This is a genomic window from Streptomyces sp. adm13(2018) (assembly GCF_008042145.1).
In the GTDB taxonomy this organism is placed as follows: domain Bacteria; phylum Actinomycetota; class Actinomycetes; order Streptomycetales; family Streptomycetaceae; genus Streptomyces.
The window spans coordinates 236765-249605 of sequence record NZ_RDBH01000113.1; the positions used below are offsets into that span (position 1 = coordinate 236765).

Sequence of the window (12841 nt, forward strand, 5' to 3'; positions counted from 1 at the left end):
GGTCGCTGGCGGCGGCCTCGTACGACGGGCAGCGGGGGCATCCGGTGCTCTTCGGCGCGGCACACTGGGCGGGGATCACGGAGCTCGCGGTGGGCGACCGGGGCGCGCGGGACTATCTGGCGGCGCACCGGGATGCGATCACCCCGGTGGACTGTTCGGATGTGGCCGAGCCCTACGACATCGATACCGAGGAGGATCTGGGGCACTTGGAGTGAACGGCGTGGCACCCGGCGCCATGGTCTGTCGATCCGGAGAATCTCGACATCAACAAACCATTGAACTTCCACCATGAGGAAACTAGTATCCACTGTTCAGAAGCGCCTGTCCGTTCAGAAGGCGCTTGCGGCCGTATCTCGGCGTCGGCGGCACTGCGTGCCGTCCCGTGACGCCCGGCGGCCGTCTGGCACCGCCCGCGAAGTCCGCTGAAGGAAGTGACAGTTCATGTCCGCACCAGCGCCGTCCCCCCTGGCCGTCGTCGATGCCGAGCCCCTGCCGCGTCAGGAGGAGGTGCTCACCGAGGCCGCCCTGGCCTTCGTCGCCGAACTGCACCGGCGGTTCACCCCGCGCCGGGACGAGCTCCTCACCCGCCGGGCGGAGCGCCGCGCCGAGATCGCCCGCACGTCGACCCTCGACTTCCTGCCGGAGACCGCGGCGGTCCGCGCCGACGACTCCTGGAAGGTCGCGCCGGCCCCGGCGGCCCTGAACGACCGCCGTGTCGAGATCACCGGTCCGACCGACCGCAAGATGACGATCAACGCGCTGAACTCGGGCGCCCGGGTCTGGCTCGCGGACTTCGAGGACGCCTCCGCGCCGACCTGGGAGAACGTGGTCCTCGGCCAGCTCAACCTGATCGACGCGTACACCCGGAAGATCGACTTCACGGACCCGCGCTCGGGCAAGTCGTACGCCCTCAAGCCGGCCGACGAGCTGGCCACGGTCGTCATGCGGCCCCGCGGCTGGCACCTGGAGGAGCGTCACCTCGTCTTCGACGGCCGCCCCGTGCCCGGCGCGCTCGTCGACTTCGGCCTGTACTTCTTCCACAACGCGCAGCGCCTGATCGACCTCGGCAAGGGCCCGTACTTCTACCTGCCGAAGACCGAGTCGCACCTGGAGGCCCGCCTCTGGAACGAGATCTTCGTCTTCGCCCAGGACTACGTCGGCATCCCGCAGGGCACCGTCCGCGCCACGGTCCTCATCGAGACCATCACGGCCGCGTACGAGATGGAGGAGATCCTCTACGAACTCCGCGACCACGCCGCCGGATTGAACGCGGGCCGCTGGGACTACCTGTTCTCCATCGTCAAGAACTTCCGTGACGGCGGGGCCAAGTTCGTCCTTCCGGACCGCAACGCGGTCACGATGACGGCCCCGTTCATGCGCGCGTACACCGAACTCCTCGTGCGCACCTGCCACAAGCGCGGCGCGCACGCGATCGGCGGCATGGCGGCCTTCATCCCGTCCCGCAAGGACGCCGAGGTCAACAAGGTGGCGTTCGAGAAGGTCAAGGCGGACAAGGACCGCGAGGCCGGCGACGGCTTCGACGGCTCCTGGGTCGCCCACCCCGACCTGGTCCCGATCGCGATGGCCTCCTTCGACGCCGTCCTCGGCGAGAAGCCGAACCAGAAGGACCGCCTCCGCGAGGACGTCTCCGTCGCCGCCGGCGACCTGATCGCCATCGACTCCCTCGACGCCAGGCCCACGTACGCGGGCCTGGTCAGCGCGGTGCAGGTCGGCACCCGCTACATCGAGGCGTGGCTGCGCGGCCTCGGCGCCGTCGCCATCTTCAACCTGATGGAGGACGCGGCCACCGCCGAGATCTCCCGCTCGCAGATCTGGCAGTGGATCAACGCGGGTGTCGTCTTCGAGAACGGCGAGAAGGCGACGCCGGAGCTGGCCCGCAAGGTCGCCGCCGAGGAACTGGCCGCGATCCGCGAGGAGATCGGCGAGGAGGCCTTCGCGGCCGGCAAGTGGCAGCAGGCCCACGACCTCCTCCTCCACGTCTCCCTCGACGCGGACTACGCGGACTTCCTGACGCTCCCCGCGTACGAGCAGCTGGTCGGCTGACCCAGCCCCCGCACAACTGCCCCGACGGCCCGCACAGCGGTCGGACAGCATCCGAACAGGGCCCCGCCCCGGTGTCGCACAGCACCGGGGCGGGGCCCTGTGTCCGTTCCTGGCACCGCCGTCGGGGCGGACGGGAGGGGCGGAAGGCAGGACCTACGGCGCCAGGCCGAGTGGGCCCAGCACGCGGTCGGTCTCGTGGCGGTCCGCCGCTCGCATCGCCCGGACCAGGGCGGCGGAGCCGCCGGGCCAGGCGGAGGCCGCCTTGTCGAACGCGGCCCGGCGGGACTCCAGGGGGCCCTTCTTGGCCGGGAGGGCGTCGAGGACGAACAGGGCGCGGGCCGAGATTCCCACCTGGATCAGGTCGGAGGCCTCTCCACGCGCGCGGAGGGCCTGATGGGCGTACGCGCCGACCACCGGGTCGCGGAGGGCGGCGCGCAGTGCCTCGGGTGGGGCCTCGGTGGTGTCGAGAGTGGTGAAGAGCCCGCGGGTGGCGGCGGCGTCGGGGGTGCCGGCGTGGACGGTGCCGAGGGCGGCGAGCAGCCGGGACCAGGCGTCGGCGGCGTTCCCGCGCGCGTGGAGCCAGTCGGCGAGCACCCGTGCGGCCACGCAGCCGGGCCAGCCCACGGCCGCGGCCACCACCTCGGACGCGGACCACGCGCGCACCTCGGCGGCGTCGGGGGCGGCGATCCCGCGGACCCCGAGGAGGTAGCGCACGACGCCGGCGCCGCGCGGGGTGAGGCCGAAGGCGTCGCCGGCGCGGAAGACGAGGCCCGTGGCGGCGAGCCGGTCGAGGACGGTGGCGAGGTCCCGGGCGGGGGCCTCAAGGCCGGCCCGGTCGGCCTCCGTCAGGTCGGCCGTGCCGAGCAGTCGCGCGAGTTCGGGGACGGACGGGACGGTGTGCGAGGGCCCGGCCTCGCCCGTCTCCTCCGGCGGGTCCGCCGGGACGGCCACCGGCAGGTCCTCCACGGCCGGGTCGACGGCCCAGTCCTCGTACTCGGCGGCCTTGCGGGCGACGGACTCGGCCGAGCAGCCGCGCCGGTAGACCACGTACAGCAGGTGCGGGGCCTCGCCCCCGTAGGGCTCGAACTCCTCCTCGGACAGCTGCTCGACGGCGGTGAGGAGGGTGTCCGCGTCCTCCTCGAACGGCCCCGGCTCGATCGCGGGCGGCGGGGGTACGGGGGCGGCGATGTCCCCGTAGTGGTCGAGGTGTTCGTCCAGGAGGGCGTCGGCCAGCATGAGGTGGGGGAAGGCGTCGGGTCCGGGGGCGAAGCGCGCGTACGGCCCGGCGAGCTGCTCGGAGAGTCCGGCGGCGGTCCACCGGTCCCGCAGCGCGGCGGCGACGTGTCCGACGCCGGTCGCGACGTCGTGGTCGGTGAGCAGCGGCCCGGCGGCGGGGGACGTCTCGGCGTCCCGGACGTACGCGCGCGTGAGGGCCTCGGTGAGCAGGACGTCGGCGAGGGCGGTGCGCCCCATCAGGTCGGCGCGGTGCACCCCGTCGGGCAGCGGCGCCCCGTCGAGGGCGGCGAGCCGGCGGCGGACGTCCTCGGGGTCGGCGAGGTCGGCACCACAGGCGCGCAGGAGCGAGGCGTACCAGCGGTGCCAGGTCAGGTTCCCGGGGTCGGTCATCGCCCGTTCGAAGTCCCCGGCCGCCTCCCGTACGGCCTCGGCGACCTGCTCGCGCCGGCCCCCGTCGAAGCGGGCCGCGAGCCGCCCGAGCACGGCGGGATAGGCGGCGAGTGCTCCGGGCGGCGCGTACACGAAGGCTGGCAGGTCCTCGACGAGGAGCCGGCGGACGAGGGCGGGCGTCGGTTCCGGCACCCCCGTGTCCCGGTCGGCCCCGCGGAGGGCGAGCAGTCCGAGCACCGCCTCGGCGGCACGTACGAAAACGGGGTCGCGGCGCTCGGGTGCTCCGTCGAGGAAGCCGTCGAGCCCGGTGTTGGTGAGAACGGTCTCGGCCACGCTTCCCAGGGTAGTTCGGCGGGGGACGAATCGGACGGAGGGCGCGGGCGTCGGGGCGTCAGCGGACCACGACGGTCCGGGAGACCGAGAAGTCGCCCCAGGTGCCGTCGGGGAGCCGGGCGCGGAGGGTGACGGTGTAGCGGGTGCCGGGCGGGTCCTGGACGGGGAAGGTGTAGGTGGCGCGGCCGGGGGGCGGTTCGTTGCCCCAGATGATGGTGGTGGCGAACCTGCCGTTGAGGTGGAGTTCGTGGTGGGTCACGGGGGCGCCGGTGTCCGGCGGGGTCCAGGTGACGGTGATCTCGCCCTTCGCCGCGGTCGCGGTGAGCCCGGTGGGCGCGGTGTTCTCGGGCGCGCCGGGGGGCGGTGGGTCGTGTCCTCACGCCACGCGTCCGCCCCGCCCCCCGCGGGGTGCGCGGGGGGCGGGGCGGACGGCGGGGTGTCGGGCGGGTTCAGTGGACGTGCGCCGCCTTCGCCGTACGGCTCCCGGAGATCTCGTCTCCGGGCTCCATGGGCGCGGTGACCTCGTCGTCGTCCCGGCCCTTGCCGAGGTGGTTGAAGACCACGTTGAGCAGGACGGCCGCGACGCAGCCGGTCGAGATGCCCGAGTCCAGGATGATCTTCGCGGTCTCCGGGAAGGCGTGGTAGAACTCCGGCGCGGTGATCGGGATGATGCCGACGGCCAGCGAGACCGCGACGATCAGGACGTTGTTGTCCTTCTCCAGGCCGGCCTTGACCAGGGTCTGGATGCCGCTCGCGGCGACCGAGCCGAAGAGGACGACGCCCGCTCCGCCGAGGACCGGCCGGGGGACGACCGAGATCAGCGAGGCGGCGACCGGCGAGAGGCCCATCAGGACCAGGAATCCGCCGCCGGCGGCGACGACGAAGCGGCTGCGGATCCGGGTCATGGCGACCAGGCCGATGTTCTGCGCGAAGGCGCTGCACATGAAGCCGTTGAAGAGGGGGCTGATCGCGGAGCCGAGAGTGTCGGCGCGCAGTCCGGCCGCGATGGTCTTCTCGTCGGCCGGCCGTTCGACGATCTCGCCGAGGGCGAGCATGTCGGCGGTCGACTCCGTCATGGAGACCAGCATGACCACGCACATCGAGATGATCGCGGCGAGGGCGAACTGCGGGCCGCCGAAGTGGAACGGCGTCGGGAAGCCGACGATGTCCGCCTCGGTCACCGGCGAGAAGTCGGTGACGCCGAACGGGATGGCGATGACGGTGCCGATGACGAGGCCCAGGAGGACCGCGATCTGCTTGACGAAGCCGCGGGTGAAGCGGCGGAGCAGCAGGACGACGACGAGCGTGACGGCGGCGAGCGAGAGGTACGTCGTCGAACCGTAGTCCTTGGCCGCGGGGTTGGGTCCCTGCGCCCAGCCGAAGGCGACCGGGAGGAGGGACACGCCTATGAGGGTGATGACGGTGCCGGTGACGACCGGCGGGAAGAACCGGACGAGCCGGGAGAACCAGGGGGCGGCGAGGAAGCCGAGGAGTCCGGCGACGATGATCGCGCCGAAGATCACGGGGAGCGCGTCGGCCTTGTCGTCGGTGGTGTCGACGATGGCGAGCATCGGCGCGACACCGGCGAAGGTGACGCCGTTGACGAAGGGGAGCCGGGCGCCGATCTTCCAGACCCCGAGCGTCTGGAGGAAGGTCGCGAGGCCGGCGGTGAAGAGGCTGGCTCCGGTCAGGAAGGTGAGTTCGGTGCCGGAGAGGCCGACGGCCGCTCCGACGATCAGGGGCGGGGCGACCACCCCGGCGTACATGGCGGCGACGTGCTGGAGGCCGCTGGTGAGCATCTTGAGTGGGGGCAGCGTCTCGTCGACCGGATGGGTCTCGCGGTCGTCGGGGGCGGAGCCTGCGGCTTGTGCATTGCGAACCTGGGGCTTGGCGGCCACGGCGGTTCCTCCGGTCGGTTACGCGTCGGCGGCGACGCGGGGTTCAGGGAGGTGGTGCGATGCGGTGCGGGGTGCAGGAGGTGCGGCTCGTTGCGGGTGGTGCGGGTGCGCGCGGTGAGTACGCGGCGCGGGTGGTGCGGGGGCGGTGCGGTGCGCGCGGGGAGTACGCGGCGCGGGAGCGGGTGCCCGGTGGGGGATCGGGCGGATGTCACCGTCCCAGGAGGTGCCGTACGTCTTCTGCGTACGGCACCTCCCGGTCGGGCTGCCGCGGACCCCGCTCGGGTCCGCGGCGACCTGCCGAGGGCCGTCCCCCTCGGCAGGACTCCGTGGGGAGGGTCAGCCCTGGGCCGCGATGCGGGCCAGGCGCTGCGCCTCCGTGCGCGCGTCGCGCGCGATGGCGTCCTCGTCGACGGTCAGCAGGCGGTCGTTCTCGACGATCTGCTTGCCGTTGACGAAGGAGGCCGTGACCGGGGCCGCCGCGCCGAAGACGATGGCGGTGACCGGGTCGGCGATGGTCGAGTGGCCGAGGCCGTCGATCTTCCACAGGACGAAGTCGGCGAGCTTGCCGGCTTCGAGGGAGCCGATGTTGTCGGCGCGGCCGAGGACCTGCGCGCCGCCGTAGGTGCCGAGGCGCAGGGCCTGGCGGGCGTTGAGCGCGGCCTCGCGGTGGGCGCCGAGCCGGTTGATGAGGAGCGCGTTGCGCAGCTCGGTGTGGAGTTCACCGGACTCGTTGGAGGCGGTGCCGTCGACGCCGAGGCCGACGGGGACGCCCGCCTTCAGCATGTCGGGGACGCGGGCGATGCCGGCGGCAAGGCGCGCGTTGGAGGAGGGGCAGTGCGCCACGCCGGTCTTGGTGCGGGCGAAGGCGGCGATGTCGGAGTCGTTCATGTGGACGCAGTGCGCCATCCACACGTCCTCGCCGAGGAAGCCGGTGGACTCGAAGTAGTCCGTCGGGCCCATGCCGAAGAGCTCGTGGCAGAACTTCTCCTCCTCCACGGTCTCCGAGCCGTGCGTGTGCATCCGCACGCCGAGGCGGCGGCCGAGGGCGGCGCCCTCGCGGAGGAGTTCGGTGGAGATCGAGAAGGGGGAGCAGGGAGCGACGGCGATCTGGGTCATCGCGTCGAAGGAGGCGTCGTGGTACTTCTTCACCGTCTCCTCGGTCGCGGCGAGCGCGCCCTCGGTCGTCTCGACGGCGAAGTCCGGCGGCAGGCCGCCGTCCTTCTCGCTGCGGTCCATGGAACCGCGGGCGAGGGTGAAGCGGACGCCCATCTCGGAGGCGGCGCCGATGATGGCGCCCGACAGGTCGCCGGAGTTCACCGGGTACACGTAGTGGTGGTCCATGGCGGTGGTGACACCGCCGCGGGCCATCATGGCAAGCGAGCCCTGCGCCGCGGCGCGCACCATCTGCTCGTCGATCCGCGCCCAGGTCGGGTAGAGGGCGACGAGCCAGTTGAAGAGGTTGTGGTCGGTCGCCAGGCCCCGGGTGATCCACTGGTAGAAGTGGTGGTGGGTGTTGACGAGACCGGGCGTGACGAGATGGCCGGTGGCGTCGATGCGCCGAACCACGTTCTCCAGGCCCTCGGGAGCCTTCCCGGCGCCGATGGACTCGATCTTGTTGTCCGCGACGACGAGGTAGCCGGAGGCGTACTCGGTGTCGTTCGCGTCGACGGTCGCGATCGCCGCGTTCTCGATGACGATGCGCTGGGCTGCCGAAGGTGCTGCCATGGCGGTGCTTCCTTCATTCCTCGGGGGTGGTGTGGGCACGGCAGGACCCTAGGAGGATTTGAGTGCCGGGGCCGTGTGACGGCTCCGGGTGCCGAGATGGTGGAAGAACAGGTTCAGCAGGACGGCGACGAGTGCGCCGGCGCTGATGCCGGAGCCGAGCACGGTCTGCGCCCAGGCGGGGAAGTCGGCGTAGAAGGTGGGTGCGGCGAGCGGGATGATGCCCGCTCCGAGCGCGACCGCCACCAGGATGATGTTGGAGCTGTCGTCGAGGCCGGCTTCCGAGAGGGTACGGATGCCGCTGACCGCGATGGAGCCGAAGAGGACGATGCCGGCGCCGCCGAGGACGGGCATCGGGACCATGGAGACCACCGCGCCGAGGACCGGGAAGGCGCCGAGGACCAGCAGGGCGCCGCCGGCGACGGCGACCACGTACCGGGAGCGCACCCGGGTCAGCGAGACGACGCCGACGTTCTGGGCGAAGGCCGAGGTCGGGAAGCCGCCGAAGACGGGGCCGATCAGGGTCGCGATGCCGTCGGTGCGCAGTCCGCGGGTGATGGTCCGGCCGTCGCTGCGCCGGTCGCAGATCTCGCCGAGGGCGAGCATGCCGGCGCTGGACTCGGTCATCAGGACCAGCATCACGATGCACAGGGAGAGGATCGCGGCGGGCTGGAACTCGGGGGTGCCGAAGGCGAAGGGGGCGGGCCTCGCGCAGGGCGGTGAAGTCGGCCATCCCGAAGGGGATCGCGGCGAGGGTGCCGATGAAGAGGCCGAGCAGCAGGGCGATCTGCTTGACGAAGCCCTTGCCGAAGCGCTGGAAGAGCAGGATGACGACGAGGGTGAAGGCGGCGAGCGCCAGGTACTTCATGGCGCCGAAGTCGGCGGCGGTCCGGTCGCCGCCCTGGGCCCAGCCGACGGGCACGGGCATCAGGGTGACCCCGATGAGGGTGATGACGACGCCGGTGACGAGCGGCGGGAAGAAGCGCAGGAGCCGGCCGAAGAAGGGGCCGACGGCGAGGCAGAACACTCCGGCGACCATCACCGCGCCGTAGATGGCGGGGAGTTCGTGCCCGGGGGCGCTGGTCTCGGCGATGGCGAGCATCGGTGCGATGCCGGCGGAGGAGGCGGCGTTGACGAAGGGGAGCCGGTTGCCGGCGAAGCCCGCGACGCCGAGGGTCTGCAGGATGGTGGCACAGCCGGCGATGAGCAGGCTGGCGGCGATGAGCCGGGTCATCCCGGCGGCGTCGAGGCCGACGGCCTGGCCGATGATGAGCGGAGGGGTGACGACGCCGGCGTACATGGCGGCGATGTGCTGGAGCGCCGCGGGGACGAGTCGCGAGGCGGGAAGCTTTTCGTCCACCGGGTGGACCCCGGGGGTCGTGTCCGGCGGGGTGGAACACGGGCCTTCGGCGGATGCCGGCCCCGTTGCGGGCTGTGCCATGAGAATCCCTCCGGTCCGGTCCGGCCCCCGCCCGACTGCGGGCGGGCGGGGGCCGGTCACGCGGACGCCGCTTAGAGGTTGGTCATGTCGACCGGGATCTGCGCCGTGGCGCCGTCGCGGAGGACGGTGGCCTCGATGAGGCCGTACATGCGGTCGGCGGCGTAGTAGACCTCGTTGTCGTTCTTGAGGCCGAAGGGCTCGAGGTCGACCAGGAAGTGGTGCTTGTTCGGGAGCGAGAAGCGGACTTCGTCGATCTCCGAGCGGTGGTTGATGATCCGCGTGGCCATCTGGTACAGCGTCTGCTGGAGGGAGTACGAGTACGTCTCCGAGAAGGCCTCGAGCATGTGCTTCTTGGTCTGCTCGTAGGACCGCTCCCAGTTGGGCATGCGCTGCTCGTCGTCGGTCCAGTTGAACCGCCAGCGGGCGGACACCTGCGTGGCCAGGATGCGGTCGTACGCCTCCTGGAGCGTCGTGTACTGGTCCTTGATGTAGCCCCAGAACTCCGAGTTGGTGGAGTTCATGACGACGAGGTCCTTGAGGCCGGAGATGATCTCCCAGCTGGAGCCGTCGTACGTGATCTGGGTGACGCGGGTCTCCTGGCCCTTGCGGGCGAAGGAGTGGTTGACCTCGTCGGCGCCGATGAACTTGGAGTTCGCCTGGGAGGACGCGATGCGCTCCCAGGAGTACTCCTCGATCCGGATGCGCGCCGTCTTGATCGGCTCCTGGCTCGACACGAAGTGGCGGGCGAGGTGGATGCCGAACTGCTCGGCGGACTCGATGCCGTGCTCCTTGGCGAACGCGAAGACGGTGTTCTTCGTCGTGTCGGTGGGGAGGCAGTGGGCGTTGGAGCCGGTGAGGTGGACGTCGTCGAGGTCGCCGGAGAGGGCGACGGAGACGTTGAGGTCCTTGATGTGGTGGGTGTCGCCGTCCCGCGTGATCTTGACGACGCGGTTCTCTGCTTTGCCGTACTGGTTCTGGCCGAGAATCGTGGGCATGTCTGCTAGCTCCCTCGGTATACGGAGTAGCCGAACGGGTTGAGCAGCAGCGGTACGTGGTAGTGCTCGCCCGGCGTGACGGCGAACGTGATCGCCACCTCCGGGAAGAACGCACCGCTGTCCCTTACGCGGGGGGCGTCCTGCTGCGCCTCGGCTTGCTTCTTGGAGAAGTACTGCTCGACCTCGAAGTCGAGACGTACGTGGGTGGTGCCCTCCGGCAGTGCCGGCAGGTCCTTGCAGCGCCCGTCCGCGTCGGTGGCGGAGCCGCCGAGCGCGACCCACTCCGCGTCGAAGCCGCTGCGGGCCGCGAGCGTGATGGCGACGCCCTCGGCGGGGCGGCCGATGCTGGTGTCCAGGATGTGGGTGGACACCGAGGCCGTGGTGTCGGTGCTCATGCGGAGCTCTCTTCCTCGGAGGTCTCTACGAGACGGGTCAGCCGGATGCGGTTGATCTTGCCCAGTTCGGTGCGGACGATCTCCCGCTCCGCCTCGGGTGCGTTCCCGATCCGCTTCCGGAGCGCGTCGCGCATCTGCTCGCCGGTCAGGCCGGTGGCGCAGATGAGGAAGACGTGTCCGAACGAGTCCTGGTAGGCCAGGTTGAGTTCGAGCATCTCGGCCTTGAGCTCCGCGGAGGCGCCGGCCATCCCGCTCTGTTCGCGGGAGGAGGTCGGGTCCCCGGCCTTCGGACGACCGATCGGCGGGTGCCCCGCCATCGCCTCGGCAAGGTCCTCGGCGGTCAGCTCGGCCATGGCGGCGTCGCTGGCGAGGAAGAGAGCGTCGGCGGTGGTGTACGGGCGCTGGGCGAGGATCTTGTTCCCCCACGCCGAACTGGAACACACCTCGTGGAGCGCGGCGAGGGCCTCGCTGTCCGCGGAGGTGTTGAACCGGGTGAGGCCCGGTGTCGTACCTGAAGTCACGGGAAGCCTCCGTGGCTGTTTTTCGCTGTGCGTCGGACGGGCTGCGGATAGCTAACGCCCTCCGCAACACAACGTCAACACTTTGTTGAAAACTCGGCCACGCAAAAGCCGTCGTCCCGACATCCGGACGACGGCTTTGGGTCACACATGATCAACTACTCGGCCTTGGTGGCCTTTTCCCTGCTCAGGGCGGTTTCCCTGTTGAGGTAGTTGTACACGGTGAAGCGACTGACACCGAGTGCACCCGCGACGGTCTCCACTCCGTGACGTACCGCGAAGGCCCCGCGCGCCTCCAGCAGGCGGACCGCCTCCTGCTTGGCCTTGCGGTCCAGTTCGGCCAGCGGCATCCCGTGCCGCCGCTCCATCGCCGCGAGGATGTGGTCGAGGGAGTCGGACAGCTGGGGAAGCCGGACGGCGAGCACATCCTCCCCCTCCCAGGACAGGACGACATCGTCCGCCTCCGCCTGGGCGGGGACGAGCAGCTCGGCGCCCATGGCGTCGACCAGCGGCTTCACGGCAGCGACCAGCGGGTGATCGTTCACTTCTCGCCCTCCCCGAGCACATTGACCTGGAGCGAGACCCGGGTGGCGCCGGCCGCGAGGGACTGGCGCAGCAGGGCGTCGACGGCGGTGAGGACCGCGTCGGCACCCCCCTCCGCCGTGTTGCCGAAGGGGCCGACGTCCACCGCGTCGAGCTCCGCCGACTGGATGACCTCACGGGCCACGACCGCGTGCGCCGGCGCCTCGTCGAGGTCGAACGGCTCGGTCGTGAACTCCACTCTCAAACGCACCATGGCCCCACGCTACGGCCCCACCGGGGTCTACGGGAGCCCCGGACCTGCGGGGACCTCTTGACAAGCGGCTCCCACGCCTTGCAACATTCCGTCAGACAGAAACTTACTTCCGCGATACGGAAGGAGCGCCGCCCCTCATGGCCCGCTTCTCAGTAGGCGCAGGCACGGACCAGCGCTTCGATGTGAACCTGTCGATCCTCTTCACGGAACTCCCGCTCCTGGAGCGCCCCGCGGCCGCCGCCGCGGCGGGCTTCACCGCGGTCGAGCTGTGGTGGCCCTGGATCGACACCGCCACCCCCGAGCAGAGCGAGCTCGACGCCCTCAAGAAGGCCCTCGAGGACGCCGGCACCCAGCTGGTGGGACTGAACTTCTACGCCGGACAGCTCCCCGGCCCCGACCGCGGAGCCCTCTCCGTACCCGGGGACGAGTCGGACCGCTTCCGCGCCAACATCGAGGTGGCCGCCGACTTCGCCGCCTCGGTCGGCTGCAAGGCGCTCAACGCGCTCTACGGCAATCGCGTGGAGGGCGTCGACCCCCAGGTCCAGGACGCCCTCGCCCTGGAGAACCTGGTACTGGCCGCCCGCGCGGCCGACCGGATCGGCGCGATCCTCCTCGTCGAGACCCTCAACAAGCCGGAGTCGCCGCTCTACCCGCTGGTGAGCGCCCCCTCCGCGATCGAGGTCATCGACAAGGTCAACGAGGCGACCGGGCTCGGCAACGCCAAGTTCCTCCTCGACATCTACCACCTGTCGATGAACGGTGAGGACGTCAGCCAGGTCATCGCGGAGTACGCGGCCAAGACCGGCCACGTCCAGATCGCGGACAACCCGGGCCGCGGCGCGCCGGGCACCGGCGACCTGCCGCTGGAGCAGCTCCTCGGCGAGCTGAAGAAGGCCGGGTACGAGGGCTGGATCGGCCTGGAGTACAAGGCCGCCGACGCCGCCGCGTCCTTCGAGTGGCTCCCGGCCGAGGCCCGCCCGGCCCGCTGAGCGGACACCCCCGAGCGCCGGCCCCCGGGCCGGGCGGGCCTCGGCCGGGAGCCACTCGAAGGAC

The 12841-nt window shown here is 71.3% G+C and carries 10 protein-coding genes and 3 pseudogenes; 3 read left to right on the plus strand and 10 right to left on the minus strand.

Translation table 11 applies throughout. The annotated features are described in order from the left end of the window. Together EAO70_RS11085 and aceB are read left to right on the plus strand one after the other, a co-directional pair. Positions 1-215 (plus strand): annotated as a pseudogene (locus EAO70_RS11085) (nucleotidyltransferase family protein); the annotation flags it as partial. 226 nt (positions 216-441) lie between these two features. After that, the gene (gene aceB / locus EAO70_RS11090) at positions 442-2064 is read left to right on the plus strand and encodes a malate synthase A (RefSeq protein WP_148002818.1); all 1623 of its coding nucleotides are present in this window, start codon (positions 442-444) and stop codon (positions 2062-2064) included. Positions 2065-2217: 153 nt separating this feature from the next. Here the strand turns inward: aceB and EAO70_RS11095 are convergent, their stop codons facing one another. The 10 genes and pseudogenes from EAO70_RS11095 to EAO70_RS11140 all read right to left on the minus strand — a co-directional run bounded on the left by EAO70_RS11095 (position 2218) and on the right by EAO70_RS11140 (position 11785). After that, a complete protein-coding gene (locus EAO70_RS11095) occupies positions 2218-4023 on the minus strand; it encodes a hypothetical protein (RefSeq protein WP_148002819.1) in 1806 nt (601 codons plus the stop codon). 58 nt (positions 4024-4081) lie between these two features. After that, positions 4082-4381 (minus strand): annotated as a pseudogene (locus EAO70_RS11100) (fibronectin type III domain-containing protein); the annotation flags it as partial. 91 nt (positions 4382-4472) lie between these two features. After that, positions 4473-5822 (minus strand): nucleobase:cation symporter-2 family protein, encoded by a 1350-nt coding sequence (locus EAO70_RS11105; RefSeq protein WP_261992820.1) that lies wholly within the window; start codon positions 5820-5822, stop codon positions 4473-4475. A gap of 435 nt (positions 5823-6257) precedes the next feature. Beyond that, on the minus strand, positions 6258-7646 hold the full coding sequence (locus EAO70_RS11110; protein ID WP_148002821.1) for an 8-oxoguanine deaminase: 1389 nt from the start codon (positions 7644-7646) through the stop codon (positions 6258-6260). A 48-nt stretch (positions 7647-7694) separates the two neighbouring features. Beyond that, positions 7695-9084: pseudogene (locus EAO70_RS11115) on the minus strand (nucleobase:cation symporter-2 family protein). Positions 9085-9155: 71 nt separating this feature from the next. After that, the gene (gene pucL / locus EAO70_RS11120; protein ID WP_148002822.1) at positions 9156-10079 is read right to left on the minus strand and encodes a factor-independent urate hydroxylase; all 924 of its coding nucleotides are present in this window, start codon (positions 10077-10079) and stop codon (positions 9156-9158) included. Between the two features lie 5 nt (positions 10080-10084). Beyond that, positions 10085-10474, minus strand: coding sequence for a hydroxyisourate hydrolase (gene uraH, locus EAO70_RS11125; protein ID WP_148002823.1), 390 nt, complete (start codon positions 10472-10474; stop codon positions 10085-10087). After that, complete coding sequence (gene uraD / locus EAO70_RS11130; protein ID WP_148002824.1) at positions 10471-10995, minus strand: 2-oxo-4-hydroxy-4-carboxy-5-ureidoimidazoline decarboxylase; 525 nt, start codon at positions 10993-10995, stop codon at positions 10471-10473. The genes uraH and uraD overlap by 4 nt, the downstream gene beginning before the upstream one ends. Positions 10996-11150: 155 nt before the next feature. Continuing rightward, positions 11151-11489, minus strand: coding sequence for a helix-turn-helix domain-containing protein (locus tag EAO70_RS11135; protein ID WP_148003011.1), 339 nt, complete (start codon positions 11487-11489; stop codon positions 11151-11153). A gap of 44 nt (positions 11490-11533) precedes the next feature. After that, positions 11534-11785 (minus strand): hypothetical protein, encoded by a 252-nt coding sequence (locus EAO70_RS11140; protein WP_148003012.1) that lies wholly within the window; start codon positions 11783-11785, stop codon positions 11534-11536. A 140-nt stretch (positions 11786-11925) separates the two neighbouring features. On the opposite strand from EAO70_RS11140, the gene EAO70_RS11145 reads away from it, so the two are divergent. Continuing rightward, a complete protein-coding gene (locus EAO70_RS11145; RefSeq protein ID WP_148002825.1) occupies positions 11926-12777 on the plus strand; it encodes a TIM barrel protein in 852 nt (283 codons plus the stop codon). The last annotated feature ends 64 nt before the right edge of the window (positions 12778-12841 follow it).

What these genes read in the sequence shown, in the direction of transcription:
- aceB (WP_148002818.1), top strand. Translation starts at nt 442, where the DNA reads ATGTCCGCACCAGCGCCGTCCCCCCTGGCCGTCGTCGATGCCGAGCCC.
- EAO70_RS11105 (WP_261992820.1), bottom strand. Translation starts at nt 5,822, where the DNA reads ATGCTCACCAGCGGCCTCCAGCACGTCGCCGCCATGTACGCCGGGGTG.
- EAO70_RS11110 (WP_148002821.1), bottom strand. Translation starts at nt 7,646, where the DNA reads ATGGCAGCACCTTCGGCAGCCCAGCGCATCGTCATCGAGAACGCGGCG.
- pucL (WP_148002822.1), bottom strand. Translation starts at nt 10,079, where the DNA reads ATGCCCACGATTCTCGGCCAGAACCAGTACGGCAAAGCAGAGAACCGC.
- uraH (WP_148002823.1), bottom strand. Translation starts at nt 10,474, where the DNA reads ATGAGCACCGACACCACGGCCTCGGTGTCCACCCACATCCTGGACACC.
- EAO70_RS11135 (WP_148003011.1), bottom strand. Translation starts at nt 11,489, where the DNA reads ATGGGCGCCGAGCTGCTCGTCCCCGCCCAGGCGGAGGCGGACGATGTC.
- EAO70_RS11145 (WP_148002825.1), top strand. Translation starts at nt 11,926, where the DNA reads ATGGCCCGCTTCTCAGTAGGCGCAGGCACGGACCAGCGCTTCGATGTG.